General features: G+C 52.6%; 35 protein-coding genes and 1 tRNA gene. 35 read left to right on the top strand and 1 reads right to left on the bottom strand.

Annotation, left to right across the window (positions count from 1 at the left end):
• Nucleotides 1–330: 330 nt before the first annotated feature.
• From ABIB18_RS23115 to ABIB18_RS22980, 28 genes are all read left to right on the top strand, one after another.
• Nucleotides 331–618, top strand: a complete 288-nt coding sequence (locus ABIB18_RS23115) for a dATP/dGTP diphosphohydrolase domain-containing protein (protein WP_354475923.1) — start codon at nucleotides 331–333, stop codon at nucleotides 616–618.
• Nucleotides 619–882: 264 nt separating this feature from the next.
• The gene (locus ABIB18_RS23110) at nucleotides 883–1,245 is read left to right on the top strand and encodes a hypothetical protein (protein ID WP_354475922.1); all 363 of its coding nucleotides are present in this window, start codon (nucleotides 883–885) and stop codon (nucleotides 1,243–1,245) included.
• Complete coding sequence (locus tag ABIB18_RS23105; RefSeq protein WP_354475920.1) at nucleotides 1,238–1,807, top strand: recombination protein NinG; 570 nt, start codon at nucleotides 1,238–1,240, stop codon at nucleotides 1,805–1,807. Before ABIB18_RS23110 ends, ABIB18_RS23105 begins: the two co-directional genes overlap by 8 nt.
• A 178-nt stretch (nucleotides 1,808–1,985) precedes the next feature.
• A complete protein-coding gene (locus tag ABIB18_RS23100) occupies nucleotides 1,986–2,210 on the top strand; it encodes a protein ninY (RefSeq protein ID WP_354475918.1) in 225 nt (74 codons plus the stop codon).
• A complete protein-coding gene (locus ABIB18_RS23095) occupies nucleotides 2,207–2,332 on the top strand; it encodes a YlcG family protein (RefSeq protein ID WP_354475916.1) in 126 nt (41 codons plus the stop codon). The genes ABIB18_RS23100 and ABIB18_RS23095 overlap by 4 nt, the downstream gene beginning before the upstream one ends.
• Nucleotides 2,322–2,945, top strand: coding sequence for a hypothetical protein (locus ABIB18_RS23090; RefSeq protein ID WP_354475914.1), 624 nt, complete (start codon nucleotides 2,322–2,324; stop codon nucleotides 2,943–2,945). Before ABIB18_RS23095 ends, ABIB18_RS23090 begins: the two co-directional genes overlap by 11 nt.
• Before the next feature lie 178 nt (nucleotides 2,946–3,123).
• Nucleotides 3,124–3,198 (top strand) — tRNA-Asn (locus ABIB18_RS23085).
• A 441-nt stretch (nucleotides 3,199–3,639) separates the two neighbouring features.
• The gene (locus ABIB18_RS23080; protein WP_237680781.1) at nucleotides 3,640–3,951 is read left to right on the top strand and encodes a phage holin family protein; all 312 of its coding nucleotides are present in this window, start codon (nucleotides 3,640–3,642) and stop codon (nucleotides 3,949–3,951) included.
• On the top strand, nucleotides 3,948–4,415 hold the full coding sequence (locus ABIB18_RS23075; RefSeq protein WP_312055835.1) for a lysozyme family protein: 468 nt from the start codon (nucleotides 3,948–3,950) through the stop codon (nucleotides 4,413–4,415). The genes ABIB18_RS23080 and ABIB18_RS23075 overlap by 4 nt, the downstream gene beginning before the upstream one ends.
• Nucleotides 4,412–4,636 carry a DUF7940 domain-containing protein gene (locus tag ABIB18_RS23070; protein ID WP_312055836.1) on the top strand — a complete coding sequence of 75 codons (225 nt, stop codon included), beginning with the start codon at nucleotides 4,412–4,414 and terminating at the stop codon, nucleotides 4,634–4,636. Before ABIB18_RS23075 ends, ABIB18_RS23070 begins: the two co-directional genes overlap by 4 nt.
• On the top strand, nucleotides 4,623–4,898 hold the full coding sequence (locus tag ABIB18_RS23065) for a hypothetical protein (RefSeq protein ID WP_312055837.1): 276 nt from the start codon (nucleotides 4,623–4,625) through the stop codon (nucleotides 4,896–4,898). The genes ABIB18_RS23070 and ABIB18_RS23065 overlap by 14 nt, the downstream gene beginning before the upstream one ends.
• Before the next feature lie 361 nt (nucleotides 4,899–5,259).
• Complete coding sequence (locus ABIB18_RS23060) at nucleotides 5,260–5,775, top strand: KilA-N domain-containing protein (protein WP_354475911.1); 516 nt, start codon at nucleotides 5,260–5,262, stop codon at nucleotides 5,773–5,775.
• Entirely contained in the window at nucleotides 5,775–6,173 is a 399-nt protein-coding gene (locus ABIB18_RS23055) for a hypothetical protein (protein WP_354475909.1), read from the top strand. The genes ABIB18_RS23060 and ABIB18_RS23055 overlap by 1 nt, the downstream gene beginning before the upstream one ends.
• A 496-nt stretch (nucleotides 6,174–6,669) precedes the next feature.
• Nucleotides 6,670–7,272, top strand: coding sequence for a hypothetical protein (locus ABIB18_RS23050; RefSeq protein WP_354475907.1), 603 nt, complete (start codon nucleotides 6,670–6,672; stop codon nucleotides 7,270–7,272).
• A gap of 2 nt (nucleotides 7,273–7,274) precedes the next feature.
• Nucleotides 7,275–8,759 carry a terminase gene (locus ABIB18_RS23045; protein WP_354475905.1) on the top strand — a complete coding sequence of 495 codons (1,485 nt, stop codon included), beginning with the start codon at nucleotides 7,275–7,277 and terminating at the stop codon, nucleotides 8,757–8,759.
• A gap of 6 nt (nucleotides 8,760–8,765) precedes the next feature.
• A complete protein-coding gene (locus tag ABIB18_RS23040) occupies nucleotides 8,766–10,226 on the top strand; it encodes a DUF4055 domain-containing protein (protein ID WP_354475903.1) in 1,461 nt (486 codons plus the stop codon).
• A 2-nt stretch (nucleotides 10,227–10,228) separates the two neighbouring features.
• A complete protein-coding gene (locus ABIB18_RS23035) occupies nucleotides 10,229–11,275 on the top strand; it encodes a minor capsid protein (RefSeq protein WP_354475899.1) in 1,047 nt (348 codons plus the stop codon).
• A 48-nt stretch (nucleotides 11,276–11,323) separates the two neighbouring features.
• Nucleotides 11,324–12,034: a coiled-coil domain-containing protein gene (locus ABIB18_RS23030; RefSeq protein WP_354475897.1), complete on the top strand. Its 711-nt coding sequence runs from the start codon at nucleotides 11,324–11,326 to the stop codon at nucleotides 12,032–12,034.
• Nucleotides 12,034–13,050: a hypothetical protein gene (locus tag ABIB18_RS23025; protein ID WP_354475895.1), complete on the top strand. Its 1,017-nt coding sequence runs from the start codon at nucleotides 12,034–12,036 to the stop codon at nucleotides 13,048–13,050. The genes ABIB18_RS23030 and ABIB18_RS23025 overlap by 1 nt, the downstream gene beginning before the upstream one ends.
• A gap of 9 nt (nucleotides 13,051–13,059) precedes the next feature.
• Nucleotides 13,060–13,398 carry a HeH/LEM domain-containing protein gene (locus tag ABIB18_RS23020; protein WP_302425104.1) on the top strand — a complete coding sequence of 113 codons (339 nt, stop codon included), beginning with the start codon at nucleotides 13,060–13,062 and terminating at the stop codon, nucleotides 13,396–13,398.
• A gap of 36 nt (nucleotides 13,399–13,434) precedes the next feature.
• Nucleotides 13,435–13,827 (top strand): DnaT-like ssDNA-binding protein, encoded by a 393-nt coding sequence (locus tag ABIB18_RS23015; protein WP_354475893.1) that lies wholly within the window; start codon nucleotides 13,435–13,437, stop codon nucleotides 13,825–13,827.
• A gap of 217 nt (nucleotides 13,828–14,044) precedes the next feature.
• Nucleotides 14,045–14,428, top strand: coding sequence for a glutamate 5-kinase (locus tag ABIB18_RS23010; RefSeq protein ID WP_354475891.1), 384 nt, complete (start codon nucleotides 14,045–14,047; stop codon nucleotides 14,426–14,428).
• Complete coding sequence (locus ABIB18_RS23005) at nucleotides 14,428–14,850, top strand: HK97 gp10 family phage protein (RefSeq protein ID WP_354475889.1); 423 nt, start codon at nucleotides 14,428–14,430, stop codon at nucleotides 14,848–14,850. Before ABIB18_RS23010 ends, ABIB18_RS23005 begins: the two co-directional genes overlap by 1 nt.
• Nucleotides 14,847–15,239, top strand: a complete 393-nt coding sequence (locus tag ABIB18_RS23000) for a phage tail terminator-like protein (protein ID WP_354475887.1) — start codon at nucleotides 14,847–14,849, stop codon at nucleotides 15,237–15,239. Before ABIB18_RS23005 ends, ABIB18_RS23000 begins: the two co-directional genes overlap by 4 nt.
• A 25-nt stretch (nucleotides 15,240–15,264) precedes the next feature.
• The gene (locus ABIB18_RS22995) at nucleotides 15,265–16,437 is read left to right on the top strand and encodes a phage tail tube protein (RefSeq protein WP_354475885.1); all 1,173 of its coding nucleotides are present in this window, start codon (nucleotides 15,265–15,267) and stop codon (nucleotides 16,435–16,437) included.
• 44 nt (nucleotides 16,438–16,481) lie between these two features.
• Nucleotides 16,482–16,991 carry a phage-derived protein YdaY family protein gene (locus tag ABIB18_RS22990; RefSeq protein WP_354475883.1) on the top strand — a complete coding sequence of 170 codons (510 nt, stop codon included), beginning with the start codon at nucleotides 16,482–16,484 and terminating at the stop codon, nucleotides 16,989–16,991.
• Nucleotides 16,992–17,086: 95 nt separating this feature from the next.
• Nucleotides 17,087–17,245, top strand: a complete 159-nt coding sequence (locus ABIB18_RS22985) for a hypothetical protein (protein WP_354475881.1) — start codon at nucleotides 17,087–17,089, stop codon at nucleotides 17,243–17,245.
• Between the two features lie 13 nt (nucleotides 17,246–17,258).
• A complete protein-coding gene (locus ABIB18_RS22980) occupies nucleotides 17,259–17,426 on the top strand; it encodes a hypothetical protein (protein WP_354475879.1) in 168 nt (55 codons plus the stop codon).
• Between the two features lie 364 nt (nucleotides 17,427–17,790).
• Here ABIB18_RS22980 and ABIB18_RS22975 read toward each other — a convergent pair whose 3' ends face one another.
• A complete protein-coding gene (locus ABIB18_RS22975; RefSeq protein ID WP_354475877.1) occupies nucleotides 17,791–18,144 on the bottom strand; it encodes an Arc family DNA-binding protein in 354 nt (117 codons plus the stop codon).
• A 111-nt stretch (nucleotides 18,145–18,255) separates the two neighbouring features.
• Between ABIB18_RS22975 and ABIB18_RS22970 the strand changes: the two genes are divergently transcribed.
• The 7 genes from ABIB18_RS22970 to ABIB18_RS22940 form a co-directional block, all read left to right on the top strand.
• Nucleotides 18,256–18,429, top strand: coding sequence for an Arc family DNA-binding protein (locus ABIB18_RS22970; RefSeq protein WP_354475875.1), 174 nt, complete (start codon nucleotides 18,256–18,258; stop codon nucleotides 18,427–18,429).
• A 73-nt stretch (nucleotides 18,430–18,502) separates the two neighbouring features.
• The gene (locus ABIB18_RS22965) at nucleotides 18,503–19,141 is read left to right on the top strand and encodes a P22AR C-terminal domain-containing protein (RefSeq protein ID WP_354475925.1); all 639 of its coding nucleotides are present in this window, start codon (nucleotides 18,503–18,505) and stop codon (nucleotides 19,139–19,141) included.
• A gap of 91 nt (nucleotides 19,142–19,232) precedes the next feature.
• Complete coding sequence (locus ABIB18_RS22960; protein WP_354475873.1) at nucleotides 19,233–19,958, top strand: hypothetical protein; 726 nt, start codon at nucleotides 19,233–19,235, stop codon at nucleotides 19,956–19,958.
• Between the two features lie 153 nt (nucleotides 19,959–20,111).
• Complete coding sequence (locus ABIB18_RS22955; protein ID WP_354475871.1) at nucleotides 20,112–20,543, top strand: membrane lipoprotein lipid attachment site-containing protein; 432 nt, start codon at nucleotides 20,112–20,114, stop codon at nucleotides 20,541–20,543.
• Nucleotides 20,544–20,601: 58 nt separating this feature from the next.
• Nucleotides 20,602–23,442, top strand: a complete 2,841-nt coding sequence (locus tag ABIB18_RS22950; protein WP_354475869.1) for a phage tail tape measure protein — start codon at nucleotides 20,602–20,604, stop codon at nucleotides 23,440–23,442.
• 14 nt (nucleotides 23,443–23,456) lie between these two features.
• Nucleotides 23,457–24,050 carry a hypothetical protein gene (locus ABIB18_RS22945; protein WP_354475867.1) on the top strand — a complete coding sequence of 198 codons (594 nt, stop codon included), beginning with the start codon at nucleotides 23,457–23,459 and terminating at the stop codon, nucleotides 24,048–24,050.
• On the top strand, nucleotides 24,050–24,495 hold a 446-nt coding region (locus tag ABIB18_RS22940), incomplete at its 3' end, for a hypothetical protein (RefSeq protein WP_354475865.1). The genes ABIB18_RS22945 and ABIB18_RS22940, both read left to right, overlap by 1 nt.

Genomic DNA, 24,495 nt, shown 5'->3' with positions numbered 1-24,495 from the left:
AAGCGTCAGCGGTTAGGCATTTCGGACCATGACTACCAGTATCGGATGGGCGCATTCAGCATTGGATTTGGCATCAGCTACAACATGGCGATGCTCGACAACCTGTTATCGAAAGTGAGAGGTGCTCATGCGAATGACATGGTTTTGCCATGAGCCAGTAGATACTGAAACCGCTAACGAACTCCTTTCCCGCTACGCCTCTCGCAACATCAAAACTCAGAAGACACTCGCAACCGACCCGCGCCTCTGGCTGGTCAGCGCGCTGCTGCCTACGTTTCGGGAAGAGCCAAAGCCGAGCCGTCAGTATAAAAACCCAATGTGGAGCTGAAGATGACAACTAAGCATGACGCCGGTAAGTGGCGGTTCAGCCTGGTGCCTATGAATGCGATCAGGTCGGTTATCGACGTGCTGGAATTCGGAGCCAAGAAGTACGCGCCGGACAACTGGAAGACAGTTCCTGATGCCAGAACGAGATATTTCGATGCGACTATCCGACACGTCACCGCGTGGTGGAATGGAGAGAAAGACGATAGCGAAAGCGGACTGCCACACCTGGCACACGCAATCTGCTGCCTCCTGTTTCTTCTCTGGCTGGATGAGGATCAATCCAATGCGTGATCGCTGCTGCCGCTGTCACATAACACTCACCTCAGAAGACAAGTACTGGTATGGAGCATCATGTGAAAACTGTGAAACAGATTACCGGTTCGAACAGGCCGAAATGCATCAGCCAATCAAATCTGCCTACTGGCGATGGCGTGCAATCTGCTTCTGTGTGCGCTTTCTGTTCTGCGGCTCTGCCAGAGTCAGTGGTGTACTGCTGCACAAGCTGCGAAATAAGCCTGATGCAGGACCCCAATTACCTGATGTGCGGAGAGGTGAATGATGGTGACCTTTAAACACTTTTGCGACCGGCCGACGTGGGCTGTAGCGGCTGGGTACAGATTCAATTTTATCGACTGTCTTTCACAGGCGATGGTGAGAATGAATATCTGTAGTGGGATAAAAGACGTTCTGCTCGAAATACCTGACCTCGAATTGAGAGATGCCTGGTATAAGCTGCCGATCAGCTTGCTGGCAATTTGCATTGCATTAACGTGGCCGCTGACTTTCTGGATTTTTGGCATCATAACTTACGCACGCTGCATCCACGCTAAGAAAAAATATGCTGGAGTGAAGAGTGAAATAGTGCTGAATAACCTCCGCTCATGGCTTCACCAGTTCGATAGGGGGCATCATGGCTAAAGGCAAACAGCCTAAGCCGCGCACATGCCCCATCTGCTCTACCGAATATACCCCTCGAAGTTCTCTCCAGAAAGTCTGTGGCATCCAGTGCTCAATTATTTTCGGCAAGCAAGCTGAAGCGCAAAAGCGAGAGAAGGCTGAGCGATTAGCCTGGCGCAACCGCAAAGCTGAAGCCAAGCCATTAAAGCACTGGGAAGACCTGACTCAGCGCGTAGTAAACGACTACATCAGAGAGAGGGATAAATACCTTCCATGCATCAGTTGCGGGACGTGGGCTACGGTTCAGTGGGAAGCGGGGCATTACCGGTCAAGAGGCAAGGCATCACATCTAAGGTATCACGAAGACAATATTTCAAAACAATGCCATCGCTGTAACGTTCAGCTATCCGGCAATCAGCAGCAATACCGCATCAACCTCATCACCAAAATCGGCCTTCAGCGCGTCTTAGCGCTCGAATCAAACAACGAACCTCACCGATACACCCGTGAAGAACTGGACGGCATTCGTGCGCGTTACAGGGCGGCTCTGCGTGAACTGAATAAGCAAAGAGAGGCGGCATGAACGATTCATATAAAAGATTGTGCTCAGCAAGTCGTGAAAACCAGAAGCCTATAACCGTGAGCGTGGGAATCCTTAAAGCTGCTATGGCTGAAATAAAAGCCCATGTGGCAGTCAATGGAAAAGGCGTAATGACAGACATGGTTCTGAATTCGCTAAAGGCAGCGATAGAGAGGGCAGCATGACCGAAATTCATTATCCCATTTCAACAGCGGCTGTTTTCGACGACTTCATATTTCCGATTCACCTGGATGGTCCGCATCAGGTTGAGCAGGAACTCGCCCTGGCGGTTGCATGGTTCAGTCGGTGGTGCAACGAAGAGAAGATGGTTGTGAAGGCAAAGATGCTGGTCAGCTTCTGGGGGCTTTACCTGACCTACGAGCAGTCTATGGAGCGTGCAGCATGACCGAATACCTCAGAGAGAAGTGGCAGAAACTCCGCATCTACAAAAGGCGCGGCGGCTTCGCAGTCGATTACCAAATACTCAGGAACACGGCGAAAATGATGGGGGTGAAGCATGCGCATTGAGCGTGACTATCAGCAAATCGTCAGACTGTCAGGTGTCAAAACAGCAGCGGACATGCGCCGGTTATTCGGCAATGGCTGGAAGACCATTAACAAATCACAGCAGGCATGGGTCAGGCATCTGCTGGGCGTATGGGGCGATCACCTCGGCGGAGAAGATTACGACCGCGCAGAAGTGAACGTTATTGGGCGCCTGATGATGCGATGCGAATGGAGTGAGCAGAAGGGCAAGCAGATAGAGAAAATCGTGTCACAGCTGCATTGTGAGGGGCTGCGCGGTGAAGAGCTGTTCCGCAAGGCGCGTGACCTGCTTATTCCTCAGTCATCAACGGCAAACATCATCGCTCTCGCCAAAGAATCAGATGATGCCGCCTTTGTTGAATCAGTCATGATAAAGACATTCGGAAGGGATAACCCGCTTCGGAACGTAGCCAGATTACGATACTGCAAGCGCAAGAGCGTGCAAAATATCGGCTCATCCCTGATTTATTACTGCAACATCTCACCGAAAGAGGCCCGCAACAGAATGGAATGGGCGATGGATATCCTTGAAGGAGAAATGTTTTACGCAATTAAGCGAGAAATGGAGAAGGAGATTCCTAAAATCGCTGCGTGATTATACAAAATAGCACGAATTGCCAAAGACAAAGGGCATGCGACCTGGCACATTAACGGCATGATCGGGAAGTGAAGCGAACAGATCGCAGCTTTACTGGTCAGTTGCATAAATGTGGATGCCAAAGAGCCTCGCGACCTCACCAGTCGGCGGGGCTTTTTTATTGCCTGCAATATCCGGGTAGGTCGTATAAAGGCCATTACGGTTGGCTGTTAACCAACTTATCGTGGTTCGATTCCACGCCTTCCCGCCATATAACCTCCCTGGCTGACCAGGCGGGCAGTTACCGAGATTTGCGTCGAGGCGCCTAAAAAAAAATCCCGCGTACCGAAGGGGAAGCAACAGTAAGCGGGTAAAGATTCAAGTTTCACTCTGTCAACTTTCAAGGATTGACGGGTGAAAGTTAGCAGTCATGATTTTTGCCTTTGTGCAAAAAATGCTAAACCATTAAATTTAGTAAAAAATTCACAAAGGCTCGCTTCGGCGGGCCTTTTCTTTTTTCGCCCCTGCCAATCACTGCACACTTCGGTTTAGCGACCTGTGGCAGAGGGCGCATTTTTCACACAGCTGATGATTTGAAAGAAGGGATATAGCGCGGGGGTTTCTCAGGTGACATTGAGAAGTTTAACCGGGCTCGCTCAGTTCACCATTTCATCAAGTCCTAAAAAGCGAGTCCCCTTGAGTGGGGGTGGAAATGAAAAGAATGCCTGACAAAGACCCTAACCTTGCCGGGTTGTCATGGCTGATATTACTCGGCGTCGCTTGCTGGGGCGGACTCGTTCGCTACCTCATCGACATAAAGCAAAGTCGCGCTTCATGGAGTTGGGCAGCAGCGGTTGCTCAGATTGTTGTCTCTGGATTTTGCGGCCTGCTGAGTGGCTTTCTCAGCATGGCGGGCGGCCTGGATATTTATTACATGCTTTTTGCCGCAGGTGTCAGTGGGACGATGGGTTCTGTCGCTCTGACTTACTTTTGGGAAAGGTTGACGGGGGTAAGGATCCAGTGAGCCAGATAATCCAGATACTTAATTTTGAGGAGGGCTATGTGGAGTCGCCCTATCTCGACACGCTCGGCTATCCCACGGTTGCCGGTGGCATAAAGATTGGCCCGAAAGGTTCCAGCCTGGCAAATTACACCTTCACGGTTCCGCGAGCGGTAGGCGATGTCTGGAAGCAGGTGATTGTCGCCAGCAAGCAGGCGGAGATGAAGCGAAACAGTGCAATTGCCGCAGCCCTGAAGCAATGCAATCCGGCGCGCGAGGATATTCTCACGTCGATGGCCTTTCAGCTTGGCACAGAAGGTCTGGCAGATTTCCGTAAGACGCTCATTTTTATTTCGAATGGCGACTTCCTGAGTGCTGCAAACGAAATGCTTAACAGCCGATGGGCCCGCCAGACACCTGCCCGCGCCCGCCGTCATGCTGATGTAATGCGCACAGGAACTTACGACATCTACAAGGGGCTGATATGAAGCTGGTAAGCGACTGGCGCAACTGGTGGCGCTGGCATTCAACGAAGGCCATCATCGCTCTCGGCATGCTGCCAACCATCTGGTTTGAACTTCCCCCGGAATGGAAAGCGGAAATCCCCTCCAGCTGGATGCGCATTGCCGCCATCGTGGTCATGGTCATCGGCGTTTATTCCCGGATGACATTACAGAAGCCACCGGAGAATAAGCATGATGAGCATTGAAACTATTATCGGCGGTGTCGTGGCGCTGATTGCAGCCATCATCGCTACCTACCTCAGCGGGAAGAAGGTCGCAAAGACCGAAACGCAGGCTAAAGCCGATGTAGCGGAAGCGGAGCGTATTAAGCGCCAGGCTGAAGCCCGAACCGATATTGAGTCAACGCACATTAAGGTGGCGAAAGATGTTCAGCAGGAAAATGCTTCTCTTGATGATCCCGCTGCTCGTGACCGGCTGCGGAACTCGAAATACCACACCGACGACTGAGTACATCGTCACCGACTCCAGCTGCACGCTGTTCAGTCCAATCCGAACCCACGGCAAAGACGCTGACCTGATGGATATCAGGACGGTGAGGGCGATCAACATCCATAACGAATTGTGGGACAGAATCTGCGGGAAGTCGTGACAACCCACAAGAAGAATCACTGACAGCAACAGAGCACTATCAGCCTCGCTTATGCGGGGCTTTTTTATGTCCGCAGTAAACCGCGCCATGCCCGGCGTTTTCGAAAGCATAGAGTCTTACAGAAACAAGCCTTGGAGGAACGTCGGTTTAGGCCGGTAGCCGTCTCTATGCGCTGGCGTTTCTGGGCAACAAGGCTCGTTTCTATAAGGTAACTACCATATGAAAGAACTGGCATTGTTCAACACACCGGTACGAATCGATGATGAAAAACTCATTTCCATTACGGATATATGGAAGGCGGCAAAAGCGGCCGGAAAGAGCGTCGATAACCTTCGCCCGACAGACTTTTTAAGAAGCCCGGTCACGCGCTCATTTATCAACGAGTTAGTAAAAGGTGGAGAATCTACACCATTTAAAATCATCAAAGGACGCACTGGTGGGACGTATGTTACTCGCTTTCTTGCCTATGAGTATGCAGGGTATATCGACCCGGCATTCAAGGTGGGTGTGTACACAGTGCTTGATAAGTTCTTTTCGGGAGAAATGGTCACCATGGCCAGCTATATGACGGAAGCAAACATGGCTGACCATATTCTGCGGGAAGAATCAGCAATAGTTAGCGATTGTGCGCGGACGATGAATTACTGGGGCGTAGGCGGAAGGAAGCGCCACTTGGTTAATAATCGGCAAGAAGCTTATGCCAGGCTGCAAATAAACGTGCCGGGGCTTGAGTAATGGACATTCAGGTTAGCTCTCACGAATTCTTTGCAATGCAGGTGGCTGAGGCATATGTGCTTCATCTGATGGCAACCAACAGACGGGCGGTGTACCGCTATGAAACCGGCGATATTGAAGTAGATCGCCATTTCCTTGCGGCCCTTCTCGACGGCTATCTGGTGGATAGACGGCTTCCGACCTGGCGGGCAAAGTTCTATATCAAAATGCTTCATCCAAACACTGATCCGGATCCGCGATCGGTATTTAGTGGTGGAAAAACACCCGCTATTAACCGCAGGGGTATCATGTATATGAACGCCCTTATTCATGAGTTTGGAGACATGCTTGTTGACATTGGTGGAAGGGATGAAAACGGACGAATGACCATGCCGCGAGACGAAAGGCCAGACCTGTGACCATCCCAAGGCGCTTTCTAACCAGAGCGCCTGCTGATGGCTGCCATGACCATCTCTTCCTCCTCTGATACGGTTAGCCACGCTGTGAAGCGTCGCGAATCCGGTCTTACGCGGAGTTGAAAAATAATCCGCTATGGCTGATTAGCAATTGGCAGCCACCATTGCAGGATGATTCCCAGTAAAGCCAATGCAGAACCAACTACTTGCCAAAACCGGTTCGTTTTAATTCGCTTGGTGTGCTGCTCCTCTAAATCTATATCGCCGCATTGTGCTAACGGAGATCCGGCGGAATCTGATGACGCAGTAAAGGGGATAATTATCCCAGCCACACTCAGGAGCATGATGCAGAACGACATTGATGATGACATTTATAACCTCTATCAAGTGAATGAATCTCTAAAAAATAGAGTGGATGTAAATCATCAAATATCCAAATATCAAATAGTTACTGACGAAATCGTCAATTGAGAAATTGCGAAATAAGAAAGGGAAACCTATGGCAACACCAGATTGGGAGGCCATCGAGTCGGCTTACCGTGCTGGCTTGTTGTCCGTGAGGGAAATAGCTTCACAGCATGGCGTGACCCACACTGCCATCAATAAGCGCGCCAAGAAGGAATGCTGGGAGCGAGATTTAAAGGCGAAGATAAAAGCCAAAGCTGAATCTCTGGTTTCCAAAAGAGAGGTTTCCAGACAGGTTTCCAGCGAAAAGGCGGTTTCAGAGCGGCAACTTATCGAGGCAAATGCAGAGGTAATTGCCACCGTCCGTATGGAACATCGCGGAGACATAAGGCGGGCCAGAAGCCTTGCTAATTCTCTATTCGATGAGCTGGATGCGCAGTGTGCTGACGTCGATGCGCTGAGGAGGCTTGGCGATCTGATGTTTGACCCAGACGAGAAGACAGGCAGGGACAGGCTTAATGAAATCTACCAGAAGGCTACCAGCCTGCCCGGGAGGGTTAAATCAATGAAAGACCTTTCAGACACACTCAAAACGCTAGTCGGGCTTGAGCGACAGGCATATGACATTGACGGCCCTGTCGGCGACGACGCAACCAAGAAACTATCTGACCTGATGGATGATCTGTCGAAGGGGTAAGCATGAAGCCAGAACATCTCAAGCTTCTGCGAGATAAGCTCTGGCGACTGAATCACCTCTACTGGATCACCAACAAAGAAGGCAAGCCAGTACGTTTCCAGATGACGCCGGAGCAGCTCGAATACTTCGAGGGCATGCATACCCGCAATCTGATTCTGAAAGCTCGTCAGCTCGGATTTACCACTGAGGTTTGTATCATCCAGCTCGACGCGGCTCTGTTTGAGGCTGCCAAGTGCGCACTGATAGCCCATACCCTGAACGACGCCAAGCGCCTTTTCCGCGAGAAGATAAAATACGCCTATGACCGACTCCCTGATGAAATCAAAGCTGCCAACCCTGCGAGCAATGATGCAGCGGGTGAGCTGGTATTTAAGAAAGGCGGCTCGCTGTATATCAGCACGTCTTTCCGTGGCGGTACGCTGCGCTATCTGCACGTTTCCGAGTTTGGGAAGATATGCGCCAAGTTCCCGGATAAAGCGCGTGAGATTGTCACCGGCGCCTTTGAGGCTGTATCAGGCGACTGTTTCACGACGATTGAAAGCACTGCAGAGGGACGGGCTGGCTACTTCTTCGATTACTGTCAGTCTGCTGAAAAGGCTCAGCTTCAGGGCAAGCAACTAAGCAGCCTTGACTGGAAGTTTTTCTTCTTCTCATGGTGGAAGAATCCCCTGTATGCAATCGACCCCGTAGAGCCGATACCGCAACGCCTGAGCGATTATTTCGCTGACATTGAGGCGAAGCATGGGGTGGTAACGGACGAGCGCCAGAGAGCATGGTATTACGCCAAAGAGAAGACTCTCGGCGACGACATGAAGCGCGAGTATCCGTCGATACCAGCAGAGGCGTTTCAGCAGTCAGTCGAGGGTGCTTACTACGCTAAGCAGTTCCGCAAGCTTTACGAGCAGAAGCGGATCGGCACACTCCCTGATAACTCGCACCTGCCGGTTCACACCTTCTGGGATATCGGCGTAGGCGACTCCACAGCTATCTGGTTCGTACGCATCGTTGGCGAGGAATATCACGTCATCGACTACTACGAAAACTCAGGTGAAGGCCTCCGGCACTATATGAAAGTGCTGAAAGATAAAGGCTATGAATATGCCGCTCACTGGGGGCCGCACGACATCGATAACCGAGAGTTTGGCTCTGATGCGAAATCACGACGCGAACTGGCCCGCGAGGGATACGAGATTGACGGCGTAAAGTACAGCATCACCTTTCAGGTCGTGCCAAAGCTCGGCGTTGATGACGGTATCGAGCAGGTGCGTGAAATCCTGCCGAAGTGCGCCTTTGACGAGCATAAGTGCGCTGAAGGCATCATCGCGCTGGAAGGCTACCGCAAAGAGTGGGACGGCAAGCGCGGATGCTGGAAAGACAAGCCACTGCATGACCACACATCACACGGGGCTGACAGCTTCCGTTATTTCGCCGTGACGCAGAAGAAACGCAGCGTCCTTAAAGCGGCCCCTGTTACCTTCAGACGATAAGCGACTATGGCTAACTTTTCATACGCAAGAGCAGAATACAGCGATGCCGCAAAGTCATGGCAGCTTGTCAAAGACTGCGTGGCCGGCAGCAGGGCGATTAAAGACCAGGGCATTCTCTATCTGCCAATGCCTGACCCGACAAACGACAGCGACGAGAACAAGGCTCGCTATGAAGCACTGCTGAAGCGCGCTATGTTCCTCAATATCACAGGCCGCACACGTCAGGGGCTGATTGGCGCAGTGTTCCGCAAAACCGCTGAAGTCGATTTGCCGGATTCAGTGGCTTATCTCATCGAGAACGCCAGCGGTGACGGCACCAGCCTGGAGCAGCTTTCCAAAGAGGCTGTAGGCGAAGACCTCGACACGGGGCGCGGTGGTTTCTTCGTGGATTACCCGACCAGTGACGCGCCAGAAGGCTCTCGGCCTACGCGAGCGCAGTCAGCTGGGCGCTTTGCTCACATTCACCTCTACGAAGCCCTGAGCATCATCAACTGGCGAGAAGACGTGATTAACGGTGTGCGCAAGCTGACGCTGGTCGTGTTCGCAGAGTGCTATAACAAGGCCGAGGGCGATGAGTTCAGCTTTGACGTGAGAAAACAGTTCCGGGCGCTGACGCTGGAAGATGGTGTGTATCGCCACCGTATGTGGCATGAGGGAGACCCGTACGAAGCGCCTCAACTCGACGTCCATCCGACTGACTTCGGTGGCAAGACGTTCGATCATATACCGTTCTACTTCTTCGGCGCTGAGAGTAATGACGCTCGCATTGATAAGGCGCCACTCGAAGACCTGGCTGAGGTTAACGTGCTTCATTACGGCAACAGCGCCACGGTCGAAGAGTCAGGCTTTATCAGCAGTCAGCCGACGCTGTTCTTCACGACTGACATTGAGCAGGCTGATTTCGAAGCATGGAACCCTGGCGGGATTCAGATTGGCTCTACCCGCGGCTATTCACTCGGCCGTGCCGGTCAGGCATTAATGCTGCAGGCCAACGAGAGCCAGCTCGCACTGAAGCTGATGCAGGAGAAAGAGAATCAGATGCTGATGATTGGTGCGCGCATCGTGCAGCAGTCAGGGCAGAACGAGACAGCAGAAGCAGCACGCATCAGATACAGCAGCGATAACAGTGTGCTGGGTACGATTGCCGGTAACGTCAGCGAGGCGCTTAAGCGGGCCATTCTGGATGCTCAGCTCTACATGAGCGGCAAAGCTGATATGACCAACACTGTTTTCTGGCTGAATCAGGAATTCTTCGACGCTTCTCTCACCTCGCAGGATGTTCTGGCGCTTATCCAGAGCTGGCAGCAGGGCATCATCGCGAAGAGTGACGTGCGCACCAAGTTTCGCCAGACGGGCTGGCTTGAGGCCGACCGTAACGACGACGATATTGATGCGGAGCGCGCTGAAGAGCCTGCTATTGAAGGCGACGCTGTCACTGATAGTCCTGAACCAGTTGCTGAGGAATAAGCATGAGCGCAGACGGTTACACGACAGACGCCGCCACGCGCCATCAGGTGTACGTTCAGCGCTTCGGTGGTGGCCTGACTGACAAGGCGGCCAAGTTTGTCCGCAAGGCTATCAGGCGCGCCAAGGAAGCCGTTAACGAGGGAATGAGTCAATATGCAACCGCCCGCTATAACCGGCAGATTGAAACGCTCAGGAGCGATCTGAGCGCTATCTACGGCGAGATGTCGAAGCAGCAAAAGCTCGACTTAGGCGAGTTCGCTAAGTACGAATTCACCTTTAACAGCAAGCTACTCGGGCAGATCGTCAAAGCTTCTGTACGGCTCGCAGAGCCATCGGCAGAGATGATAGCTGCATCTGTACTGGCTAACCCGCTGGAGCTAGCAGTAGGAAAGGGCAGGCAGGTTATTGACATCACCGGCGCTCTGGCACAGTTCGGCAGCAAGAAGACGGCCGATATCCTCAGCGAGATTGCAATCGGCTCCTCGCTTGGGGAGACGCACAAGGAGATAGTGCGGCGCTTAACCTCGCTGGGCGTGTCGCATGAGGAGCAGGTCGGCTCACTGGTTAGAACGATGACCAATCACGTCGCCTCATCCGCGCGCTCCGAAACGATGAAGTCGAACGATGACATCCTTGAGGGAAAGAAGCGTGTAGCCACGCTGGACGGCCGGACAACGCCGCTTTGCCGGTCACTGGATGGCAAGGTGGTGCCGATTGATGCTATCTCGCCACCGTTTCACTGGGGCTGCCGCACGTCAGAGGTTCCCGTGCTTAAGGCTGAGTATCGTCGGGATATACCCGGCTCTACACGGCCAGCGGTCGGCCCTGATGGCGTCGAGCAGGTCAGCAGCAAAACGACTTATGGCGAATGGCTGGCAAGGCAACCGGCATCCTTCCAGAAAGAGGTGCTCGGGCCATCGCGTTACAAGCTGTTCAGGAAAGGCGAGCTGACCATTGATCGCTTCACTGATGACAACGGCAGGCAGTACACCCTCGACCAACTCAAAGATTTAGAGCCGCATGCCTTCGAGCTTGCTGGCCTTGAATAATCACATCTAACGCTGGCCGGGCCAGCACACATCCATTCAGGAGAATGTATGACTCTGAAGTATCAGCTTACCGCTGAGGAATTCGCTCAGCTCGATGAAGCCAAACAGGCGCTGTATGTGCAGCAGGGTGAGGCCTATCAGCTTCAGGTTGATGGCATCCCGCATGAAGACGTCAGCGGACTCAAGCGCCAGCGTGACGAGCTTCTGGCGGAGAAGAAAGCCGAGCAGGAGCGTCGCCGACAGGCTGAAGAAGAAATTCAGCGCAAAGAGCAGGAGCGCCTCGCTGCAGAAGGTAACTATCAGCAGCTTTTCCAGAGCTCGCAGGCCGAGCTTGAGCGCGAGCGTAGCAGCCTCGTAGATCTTCGCCGTTCCATTGAGCAGCGCGACATCAACCTCGCAGCTACTCGCGTCGCCACAGCGATTGCAGACGGCGCTAACGCCGAAATCCTCACCGAGTTTATTGCCCGCCGCCTGAAGGTGGCAGAAGGGCAGGTACGCATTACTGACGAGTCAGGGAATCTGACGGTAAGCGCATTGGCAGATCTCCAACGAGAGTTCGAAACCTCACCGCGTTACGCATCCCTCGTGCGCGGCAGTCAGGCAGGTGGCGGCGGGGCCGCGCCTAAAGGTGGTGGCAGGGCTACCAAAAAACACACCGAAATGACAGAGCAGGAGCGTGCCGAGTGGGCTGAAAAAGACCCCGCCGGATATACCCAGGCTGTCAGAGAAGGCAAATTTAACAAATATCAGGAGCAATAATGCCTACCTTACTTGAAATCTTTAATCGCCCTGTACTGTTGTCGTATATCGACAACGATCCACTCGTACCGTCGCCATTTGTGCAGTCTCGTGCTTTTGTTGCCGATTCGCGGCTGGGTACTTTAGTCGCCTCCGGCTCTCGAACGTTTGAAGTGCCTTATGTCGGCGGTATCGACAGCAACCTTGAGCCGAACTATGGCAACACCATTTACACCGACATCGCTATGCCGCGAGAAATCGAAGGCGGTTCGATGATGGGCCGGATGGCATTCCTGAACGAAGGGTTCCGCGAGGCTTCGCTGGCTCGCTATCTCACGCAGGTTAACGCGCTCCAGCTTATTGGTGGCAAGATTAACCAGATGTGGCTAAACGCGGCAGAGAACCGGGCGCGTGCGACGCTGGCAGGACTACGCAACTATGACCAAGCTAACGGTAAAAAGCTTACCGTTGACGTGAGTGCGGCAACAGCTACAGCAGCCAGTGGTTTTAGCTTCGATACGTTTGTCGATGGAGAGGCGGCGCTGGCACCGGGCTATCGTGGTAACGGGGTAATGATTGTTCACCCTGCTATTGCTGCGAAAATCCGTAAGGAGAACCAAGCTGAGCTGGTGACCGTTCAGTCAAACATCCCGCCTATTAGGGTATATAACGGCCGCGCGCTGATCGAGTCGGAACTGGGGACAAAAATTGGCACTGGCGCGAATGCGAAATACGTCACCCTACTGGCGGGAGCCGGTGCATTCAGTTACGGCCAAGTGCCCGGTAATGACGATCTTGAGGTTGAGCGCACCGCTGCCACCTCAAACGGCCAGGGTGACCGCGTGCTCTGGACCCGCCGCAATATGCTGATCCACCCGCAGGGCTTCAGCTTTGTTGCGCCGGAAAGTACGCTCACTGGCGGTACTGAGCGCCAAGCTCTTTCTGCATCATGGGGTGACCTGCAAAAAGCTGAGAACTGGGAGCTTACACTCGACCAGGCTCAGGTGCCATTCCGCTTCCTGATCACCAACCTCTAAGGGGGAAAAATGACCTTACCAAAAAATCTGGTGCAGCCGGATTACCAGTATACCTATCCGAGTGAACGCCCATATGCAGACGAGTCAACAACTGCATTAGGTGCTGAAACCATTTACGATCCGACAAAGTCTGGCGCTGACTATGGCATCAAAAATGTCGATGTTGCAGTGCCTGTCACCGCTGGCGGTGGTGGTAATGGAGCTGACTCTGCGCGTGTCTTTTCTGATGGAAGCGAAGATATGACCGTTGCTCAAATCAAAGAGCAACTTGACGCCAAGGGCATTGAGTACAAGGCCAGCGCGACGAAAGCAGAGTTGCTCGAATTGCTTAATTCTGCTGATCAATAACGCAAGGGGCTTCGGCCCCTTAATTCTGGAGTCAAGATGACAACCTACGTGACAGTTGAAGACGTTGACGGGGTGCTTGGCACCGAATGGACGACGGCTGACAAAAAGGCTTCTGCTGTGCTTCAGGCTAACGCCTATATGACCAGCCTGAACCTGCAAGGCATTGACCTTGACGCGATACCTGTTGATGTCATAACCGCAGGAGCTTACCTGGCTAAATCAGCTTCCGAAGGCACGCTGTATAAGCAGCAGACTGAATCTGGCTCTCTGACGAGCAAGACGGTAGATGCTGACGGCGTTAAGGTATCCAAGACCTACGCATCGGGGCAGGCGACATCAACCCAGCTACTTCCTGCTGATGTCCAACTCGCGCTGGCATTGCTGGGCCAGTGGCGCTCCAATCCTCTCGCTTTCAGGGTGTATCGATGATGGGTAGATATAGCCACGTTCATTTTGTTGGTGATGGGAAGGGGCGCAGAAAGGTTACTTTGGATGGTGAAGAGGTTCAGTGGGTGACATACGCCGATACCGTCAAAGGGATAGTTGTATATGCCCCGCACCCCATTGAAGTAAAGGCAAATGGTGATGTCAGAACGAGGACATTGCGCGGAGTAGTGGCGGTTGAGTTCTTAGATGGAGTCGAATAATGGGTATTCGAGACGAGCTACAGGCTGAGATTGCTGAGGCGTTCGATACTGACCTTGCGGACGCAGTGCAGGAATTCACAGGCAGCTACACGGTTCAGGCTGGCTGGGACCCGGTAACAGAGACTGGCGGCGAAACAACTCGAAGCTATTCCGGCCGCGGCGTGATGTCCCGTTATGAGCTTAGCCGAATTGATGGGGTTAATATTCTGCACGGCGATCTGCGGCTCACCGCTCTGGCTAACGAAGTCACCGATAAGCCCAGCGAGAGCCACACCATCACGGCGCCAGACCTCGTTACTGGCCTGCCGCAAACGTATCGCGTCGTAAATCTTAACCCTGATCCGGCTGTTGCAACCTATCGGATGCAGCTAAGGAGGAAGTGATGGCTAAGGGATGGGATAACGACCCTTCGCTGTTCGCTGGGCTGGTCGAGGAAGAGGTAGGCAAGAAGCTGCGCATCATCTCAATGGCGTTGCTGACTGAGATTGTTCAGCGGTCGCCAGTAGGGAATCCCGACCTCTGGATGAGCCCGGCACCGAAAGGATATACCGGCGGCTCATTTCGAGCCTCTCACATTGTCAGCATCGGCTCACCGGACTACTCGGAACCAGCCGCTCCGGACAAAGTTGGTACGAAGACAATCCAGCAGGGTTCAGCTGTCATTGCTCAGGGTAAGCCGTATTCGGTGATTTATATTCAGTCGAACCTACCTTACAGCGAGCGCCTTGAGAATGGGCACTCTAAACAGGCACCCACAGGTGTTTACGCTAACGCTTTCCACGGTGTAACTCAGGCCTACAAATGACCCTCACAGAAATCAGAAACGCCATCATCACCCGGATGACGGCGCAGACCGCTATTGCCTCGGATTCTGTCAGCTATCCGAACGGGCCGACCTTTGATCCGTCCGGAAAGTCCATCTGGGCGCGGCTAACAAATATCCCTGGCATGGCGTCAGCAAACGAAATCGGCGCAGGGCCAGTTGTTCACCGCGCGGGCATTGCCGTCATCCAAATCTTTGTGCCTGCAGGCTCTGGCTCGCTGCTCATCACGCAGACAGCAGACCAGCTGCGAGAGCTATTCGAGTTCCAGACTGACGGGAGGCTTGATTATTTCGCCGTCTCGGCAGTGGGCGCAGGTGAAACAGATGGCTGGGCGCAAATGAACATACAAATCCCTTACAGGGCGCTCTGAGCGCCATTTTCTACAGGAGACGAAAATGTCGTCTGGAGCAAAAGTAGTAACCGCGTATATTCGCGAAACAACCCCTGGCACCACGCCCGCGACAGGCACATGGAACCTGCTGAAGCGCAGCAGCTTCGGTGTTGGCCCGTCGCAGAACATGATCGACAACGATGAAATTGGCGGTTCACGGATGGCCCAAGGAAGAAGTACGGGAACTGTAGACGTAGGCGGGGACGTCGGCGCTAAGTTCCGCTGGGGCCAGCATGACGACTTCCTCGCGTCCTGTTTCGGTTCGGAGTGGGCCAATAACGTACTCAACATGGGCAACGACCGCATCGCGTTCTCTGTAGCCTCGTACGCTGAAGATATTGGCGTTGCCTCAATCGCCCGCGGTTGCCAGGTTGGCACCTTCCAGTTGACGATCCCCAACGATGGCGACATTACAGCGACTGTGACGTTTGCAGGCCTTGGCTTTGATACAAAAGCAGATGACACCAGCTACTTTTCCAACCCGGTGGATGGTGCTGGCGACCTTCGCTACACCTTCAAGCAGGTTACGGCGATTTCGCTCAATGGCGTAACCGGTGGCGATGGCTTCTGTGTCGATACCTTTAACATCCAGTTCGACAACAACCTGCAGACGCAGCGCTGCATCGGCAGTGGCAACCCGTTCGCCGGCGCCAATATTCCGACAACATTTACTCCGTCCGGTAGCGTCACGCTGTCATGGTCGAAAGATGCCTATACCGCCTGGAAGAAGACGCTGTCAGGCGAAACCATGCAGTTCGGATTCACGCTTGAGAATGACGAAGGCAAGTACGTCTTTGACTTCCCGGCGGTGCAGGTAGACGGCGACTGGCCTGACGGTGGCAACACTGACATCGTGCAGGTTCAGCTGAACATCACCGCAGCCGACACGCCGCCGACCATCACACGCTCAGCTGTAGTAGCTGCTACTGCTCTGAGTGTCGCTCCGGCCACGTCTACAGGCGCTGTAGGTTCGACTGTGACTCTGACTGCAACCCTTACGCCAGCAGGATCAACAGATACGGTTGTATGGGAATCATCAGACCCATCAGTAGCTACCGTCACATCAACCGGCCAGAAAACGGCGCAGGTAACGCGGAAGAAGGAGGGGGCAGCAACCATCACTGGTAAGGCCCGCTCTTTCACTGGCAACACGGCCATCACCGTTACCGCATCTTAATCTAATCGCCCGTCCATAGTGGCGGGCTGCTTACAGAGAAGAACATGCTCATTCTGAAAACACCAAAATTCGACGCCAATGCCGAGCGCTGGATTGAGCCGATGGAAGGCCTGAAGCTGAAGGTTGGCTCTATCAGCAACCCGGCTTTCCGCTCTCACAATGCTATGGTGCGCAGGCATATCAGCAAGCTCGACGAACGATTCAAGGTAGGCACTGCCGAGTTCAACCCAGCAGACATCGACGTGAGCGACATCTCAGACGACCTGCTGATTGATTCGGTAGCCAAACATCTCCTGCTGGACTGGGAGGGGGTTGGCGAAGCTGACGAAGCGGGCAAAGAGACCGCCATCGAATACTCAGCAGAGAAGGGCAAGGCGCTGCTCCTACAGCATCCTGAGCTGTACTGGGCTGTGCTAAGCACGGCATCTGATATTGCCGCGGGTAAAGAGGCGCAGACTCAGGGAACGGTGGGAAAGTCCTCGAAAGCCAGAGCTGGCTCCGGCAGTTCGGCGGAGAGCAAGGCGAAAAGAACCGCTGGCGGCGCGAGCGCTTAAAACTACCTCCCATCCCGGAGCCTGAAATTGACGGTGTGTGTAGCGAGATACTCGCCGCCTACGCAGTTATCACCAGAGGCAGGAAGTACGCAGGAATGGCGGCAACCCCACTGCCGATAGACCTGGAAGACATCAACACCTATCTCGCCTGCAAGCCGTTACAGATTGACCGTGATGAGTTCGAGGCGGCTATCTTTGCTCTGGACGATGCGGACCGGGCGGAGTGGGAAAGAAAGCAGGCAAAAACGACATAAACCGGAGAGTAATATGAACTTAGAGCAGCGTGTAGAAGCACTTGAGATAGCGGTGAAAGCCTTGGTTCGTGGTGACTTTACCGTTGAAAATGGGCAAGTATTTATTAATGAATCCCTTATCAGGGGCGATGCAATAAAAGCGGCAGCAATTCATGCCGCTGAATTCAAAATACAGAGCTAAACGCGGAATTGCTCTAACTGGTTGGCAAGGTCGGTTAGGGCGTCCGTGTTTGTCTGCTTCAAACTTTTAATTAGGCCCTGCCTGCTTGAGTCGTCTAGCTTCTGGAACAAAAGCCCAAATGCGACTTTCAAAGCGGTAACATCAGCCGCAAGGCTGTTTAGGTCAGTAGCGTTTGATGACACATTTAAGCCATGAATTACTTTGTCCGGCGTATTCATCTAATTTCCTTTCCCAGAGGTAATCAGCCATCCCTCATTGCTGTGTGCGTCCATGCCCCAAACATGGACGGGCTGAGTACTCAACATATCCTCTAAAGTAAATCAGCGGAATCCTGATAGATGATCAGTGCTTATGATTGGCCCACTCAGGTGGGCTTTTTGTTTTTCAATTCTTGCCGCATTTGCTTTGCCTCTACAGGCGGCTGATCGGGGTGAAAGGCTGCGTACTCTAAGATTTCAGCCAAAAGATTGTTTTTAAAATCCTCAGTTTTTTCATTAACCAGCCTGACCATCTTATCGAAGTCACTTGGCTTGGATACGCCTTCTGGGAAAACCTCAGGCCAGGGATGCTCTTCAGACAAAGCGTCTTGCAATATCTGAATTATTTCCGAATTCATTGATCGCCCATTGGCCTTAGCCCTTTCGGCTATGGCGTCACGCATGCCATCGGGGAACCGAAGGTTGAATTTGTCCTGCATCTGGCTCGGGTATTTCGACATTACATACACCTCTAACGCGTTTTATTTATTATGGGGTGTACTTGACACCATACGCAATGGTGTTAAATTAGTATCAATGATGGCAAGTTAATCCCAACGATGGAGGTTGTTATGCAAGATGTACTTTATACCGGGCGTAAAAATGAAGTTTTCAATCTGCGCCTACCGGAACGCATGAAGGAAGAGATCCGCCGCATGGCAGAGATGGATGGCATTTCGATTAATTCGGCAATCGTGCAGCGCCTGGCTAAGAGCCTGCGAGAGGAAAGAGTAAATGGTCAGTAAAGACAGCGAAGCCCCAACTGCGCTAACAGTCAGGGCCTCTAATTTGCCGGTTAACCTTTGCGAGAAAACCAACATGAACATTATAGCTAAAACAGATATGAACTTCCACGGTGTCAACCTGACGCCAGTATCAGACATTAATGGTATTTGGCTGACTTCTGCTGATGTCGCTAAAGCTCTTCATTACAACAGCACAAAGTCAGTAACCAACCTGTTTAACCAGTACAGCGATGAGTTTTCTCCGGGAATGACAATGGTCATTGAATCGATGACCAATGGAATCAACGGTACTTCGCGACGAATGAAGGTTCGCGTGTTCTCTCTTCGTGGTGCTCATTTGCTGGCAATGTTTGCTCGTACACCGGTTGCAAAAGAGTTCCGCCACTGGGTGCTCGACATCCTCGATCGTGAAGTTGCTCACTCACCTTTAGCCAAGCAGTTCTCCGACGAAGAGATCATCAATCTTTGTTACATGCAGGTGTGGATGGAGAAAAGCCAGCGTATGAGCAAGGCGCTTTATCCGGCAATGAAAGAGATCGGATCAAGCTTCAGCGGGACGATGTACGACATGGCGCATGAGACGCGCTACATGATTGAGAAGTCACGCGATGCTCTGCTGCGTGAATCGAAGAATCTGGACCGCACGAAATTTGTAGTGCGTTCTGCAGAACCAATGCTGACGCTGCTGAACGGTAGTAAGGAGATTCACTGAAGGGCGCAAAGGACGGCGCAAAAAGAAAAACCGCCAGTGTGCAGCTGGCGGCTTACTGTCAAAACCCAACTAAGCAATGAAGGATTTCTAAATGACTGAAGTTACTTTAGCAGTGGCGGGATCTGTTGTCACGGAGAAAACCATCGATAGCCAGTCTCTGCTTACTATGGTTAACGATGCGCGGAAGAAATGCGGCGAACCGGCGATCAGGAATAACAAGCTTATTGAAAAAATCGAAGATGAGCTTGAAGGGGAGACCTACACAAAAAGTGTAGGTCGTAAGAATGGTGCTGATATTGACATCATTAACATGGGGATAAAGCAGGCGCTAAGAGTTGCGGCGCGCGAGTCTAAGGCAGTGCGTCGTTCCCTCGTCGATAAGCTGGAGTCAATGCAGGAAGCACACCTGACCAGAGGTAAGTCAGCCAGCGGATTGGTTGAGTATCGGCAGGCCAGAACGTTAAAGATGACCGTCGACGCAGTGACCAATCTTTTCGACCTAATGCCAAACCTTGCAGCGGAGGCTAGACAGACTGCTGCAGCCAGCATCATTAACCCTATAGTTGGTTTCAACGCAATACCGCTTCCTGTGCTTGAAGAGCATTACCAGACTGCGGGCGAAATTGGAGCGGATCTTGGTGTAAGTGCGCAAAAGATTGGTCGAGTCGCTAATGCGAACAACTTAAAGACAGACAAGTACGGCAAGTTCTTTCTGGATAAATCACGCCATTCTGACAAACAGGTCGAAGCGTTCCGCTACAACACCGAGGGTGTGAAGGCGCTACGCCACCTTATTCATGGTGCTGATGTGGCTTGATTAAAAGGGTGTAAGTTGAACTTACACCCTTGGCTAACGCCCTAAGTTGAACTTAGACCGTTAAAACCCAACCCGCTCCGGCGGGTTTTTTGCTTCCAATTGCATAAGATAGGCTTTAGGATTTATCCCATAAAACCTCAGGGGGATAGGGACGTGAAGAAGGTAATAATTCTGGCAGTAGCTGCTCTTTTGTTGTCTGGCTGCGATAACTCAAGCGAACCTCAGGCTAATGCTGTAGAAGCTCCTAAGCCACAACAAGAATCAGCTAAGTTCACCTGCGTTAATGGCAACGTATCGACAGAGTGCGACATTGTGGCGGGCGATCAGTTAGGTAGTGGCAAATGGCGTCATGCCAAGCTCAACATGTCTGGCAGTGATGCATCGCTCAATATTGATGGTGAAGTGTTCTATAAGACGGAAGTGAGTAGCGCATTTGTCGATGGAAGGCGTGTGGCAACTTTCAAATTAAAAAGCGCTCAAAATAGTAGTGCCGAGGTGAACTTAGAAAGCTCCAATTCTGTTAGCTCACTGAGGGTTAGCGCTTGGAACTCAGATGACAAGCTAATGCTTACATCATCCCGATAAGATAAAAAAACAGCACAAGACCTCGCTTCGGCGGGGTTTTTTTATGCCCGGAGAAAACATGGCCGAACAACAATCACGCCTTGCGATCGTCATCGACAGCACAGGTGCGCAACGCAACGCAGAAGGACTCGCCGGTGCACTGGCGAAGATGACTCAAGCCGGGCAGAAGGCAGCAGATAGCGCTGGCAAGACAGCCAGGGCGACGGATCAGGAGGCGAAATCACTATCCGACCTGCTCGATAGAATTGACCCGGTCAACGCCGCCTTAAACCGACTTGATGATCAGCAGCGGCAGCTTGCCAAATTCCAAGCCAAAGGGTTTCTAGACACCGAGACATTCAATGAGTATTCGAAGAAGATCGAGCAGACCCGTAATGGATTAAACGCTTATTCTTCTGATGCCGGCAAGGCCGCAATGTCTTCCAAGCAGTTGGCGGCAAGCATGAGGATGGTTCCAGCTCAGATGACCGATATCGTGGTCAGCCTAGCATCTGGTCAGGCACCGTTAACTGTGCTGCTACAGCAGGGTGGGCAACTTAAAGACATGTTTGGCGGCATTGGGCCGGCAGCTAGAGCACTAGGGAGCTATGTCTTAGGGCTTGTAAACCCATTCACTGTTGCGGCGGCGGCGGCTGGAACATTAGCTGTTGCCTACTATCAAGGGTCACAAGAGCAAGAAGAGTTCTATAAAACACTTGTTCTTACCGGAAATACTGCAGGTAAAACTGCCGGCCAGCTTTCAGATATGGCGGATGAGATTGCCAAGAGCACGAAAAGCACTCGTGGCTTTGCTGCATCTGTATTAAATCAGGTGGTTTCTAGCGGGAAGGTTGCAGGAGACTCTCTGGAGGTTGTTTCTACCGCTGTCATTAACATGAGCAAAGCTACCGGGCAATCAGTTGACCAGCTTGTTTCTGATTTCGACAGAATAGCCGGCAGCCCGCTCGATTCACTGGCAAAGCTAAACGACCAGTATCACTTTCTCTCTCTGGCGGTTTATAACCAGATAAAAGCCCTTCAAGATGAAGGGAACCAGCAGGAAGCCGCCCGCCTGGCGACAGATACCTATGCGGAAACAATGAACCGTCGTGCCAATGACATCCAGGCCAACTTGGGGTTTGTCGAAACCGCATGGAATTCATTGGGCGCTGCGGCAAAATCGGCATGGGATAAAATGCTGAATGTTGGCCGGGAGGCAACGCTGCAGGAAAGGCTGGACGCCGCCAAGAATGCTGCTGAGCAGCAAGCCAGTGGCTTGGGCAACGGATTCTGGAACACCTATGGAGTAAATAACTCATCAGACTCCAGCGCGGCGGGTGAAGCAAATATCCTGCAGAACGTCATTAATCTGCAAAACGACATGAACGGCGCAGTTAGCGCAGGCCAGGCTGTTCAAGATAAAGCCATCAAGACGCAGCAGGAAGCAGATCGTGTTAACCAGCAATACCTGACAAACACCCAGCGCCGTATCAAGGCAATACAGCGGCAGAATGACTTTCTTAAGGCTGGGGCAATAACCCAAGAGCAGTATGCCAATAATCTTTCTCGCATAAACGACATGTATAAGGACCCTCAGCAGCCAAAAGGGAAGGCTTACACGGAAGATGCCGGCTCGCGGATGCTCGACCAGCTACGCCAGCAGCAGCAGGTGCTGATGAGCCAGGCTGACACCGGCGAGAAGATTGGCACGCAGCAGCAGGCGCTTATTAAGTGGGAGCAGCAGCTCTCAGACATCAAGAGCAAGCAGACGCTCACAGCTGACCAGAAATCGCTGCTTGCGAGTGCTGACCTCATCACCTCGCAGCTGCAGCAGAATGCGGCGCTTGAACGTCAGATTGAAACGCGAGAGAAGCTGCTGGCGCTGGATAAGGCGCGAGCGGACATCACACGCACCATCACAAACCGGCAGAGCCAGTACTCCACAGATGAGCTCTTCGCTGGCGGCGGCCTGAGTCAGAACGAGCAGCAGCAGTACACGCAGCGACTTTCCCTAGAGCAGTCCTACAACGACAAAATCACACAGCTTCGACAGAGCCGGGCTTCGGCTACGAGTGATATTGCCCGCGAAGAGATTGATCAGGAAATCCAGTTGCAGCAGCAGGCACTGCAAACGGAACTGAGCAACTACGACACCCATATCCAGCGCATGAACGAAGCCCGCGGCTCTTTTACCGCTGGCGCGACTCGCGCATGGAAGGAGTATCAGGATAGCGCTGCGAACGTTTCTGCGATGTCTCAGCAGTTGTTCAGTAATGCTTTCGGGAACATGGAAGACGCGCTTGTTAAGTTTGCCACCACCGGCAAGGCTTCCTTTTCTGACTTCGCAAACTCAGTACTTTCAGACATTGCGCGCATTGCCATTCGCCAGTCGCTTATTGGGATCGGCACAAGCTTTGCCGGGATGGCGGGAGGAATGTTTGGTGGCGCTGCTGCAGCTTCGTCCGGAGCAGCAGCGGCTTCTTCCGCATCATCAAGCAATGCCTTCTCCAGTGGGGAATACAGCAACCTCAAGCTTAACGCGAAGGGGGGCGTATACGATTCTCCATCCCTGAGCGCTTATAGCGGTGGCGTGTATGACTCACCGAAATTCTTTGCCTTCGCTAAGGGGGCAGGTGTGTTTGGAGAGGCAGGGCCTGAAGCAATTATGCCGTTAACGCGTTCATCAGACGGTTCACTGGGTGTAAGGATGGTAAATGGCGGCCAGGCTGATGCCAAGAGTGCTGGTAACACGGTTATTCACCAGACTATCCAGGTGAATGGTAATGGCGATGCAGCACTGAAGCAGGCAATGGAAGAAGCTGCGCGAAGAGGTGCTACTGATGGTGCGAAACAGGCCCGACAGGACATGCTGCAGGACTTCCAGAACAGAGGGCAGGGCCGTCGACTGCTGGGCGTATAAGACAGGAGTAAATAATGGCAGATGTACTGGAATGGCCCGGCCCCAATCCTTCCTCGCTTAACTGGCACCTCGAATCAAATACTAAAACCTTTCGCTCTCCCTTCAACGGCGCATCACAGACAGTTCGCTTCCCCGGTTCACGATGGAAGTGCACTGTTGAGTACGCGGTGCTTGAAGAAGCACAGGCCCGCAGGATTGAGGCGGTACTGGCGGCGATGGATGGTGAATATGGTCGGGTCAGGATACGGGACTGGGGTCGGGCAGGAAGAGCTCCGGAAGGAACTCCTGTTGTGTCAGACCCGGATCAAACGGGAGTGGCCCTTTCAACTAGTGGCTGGAAGGCAAACACGGTAGTACTCCGCGCAGGGGATTACTTCACGGTTAACTCTGAGCTTAAAAAAGTGACAGCAGACGTGACCAGTAATGCTTCCGGCGTAGCAGTTATTTCGTTTGCCCCGATGCTGCGAACGTCTCCTGCCGCAAACTCCCCACTGGAAGTTCAAAACCCGTGGGGGATATTCAAGCTTGTCGACAACTCACAGGGCGAAATCCGGCGCGCACCCGGCCTTATCTCATCAACAACCATCGAGTTTGAGGAGGCTTTCTGATGATGTACTCACCGTTCTCAGACTCAATGGTTGACTGGCTCTCGCGTGACCGTGTGACGGTGGTTGTGGCCGCTAACATCCAGTTCGAATCAGGAACCGCATACGTGCATTCCGGCACCGGAACAATCGTTATAAACGGGTTTGTCTACTACGGCATGGGGCGAATGGGTTCCATCGATGATGTAAACGAAACGAACACGACAAGCCCTTCTCAGCTGAAGATGACGCTGTCAGGTCTGGATATGTCCCTTTTTGCCAAAACTCTCAATGAAAGATGCGTAGGCCGGCCTGCAGAGATATTCCTTGTCGCGATAGATGACAACGGGCAGGTGCGCGTTGCTGACCTGATTTTCCAGGGCAAGGTATCCAGTACTGGCGCAACCGCGGGCGAAACTAACGCATTGCAGTATACCGTCAGCAATATCTTTGAGGACTGGCAGCGACC

Source organism: Pantoea sp. UYEF8, from assembly GCF_040546285.1.
GTDB classification, from domain to species: Bacteria; Pseudomonadota; Gammaproteobacteria; order Enterobacterales; family Enterobacteriaceae; genus Pantoea; species Pantoea brenneri.
This window is presented reverse-complemented; position numbering and strand designations above follow the sequence as displayed.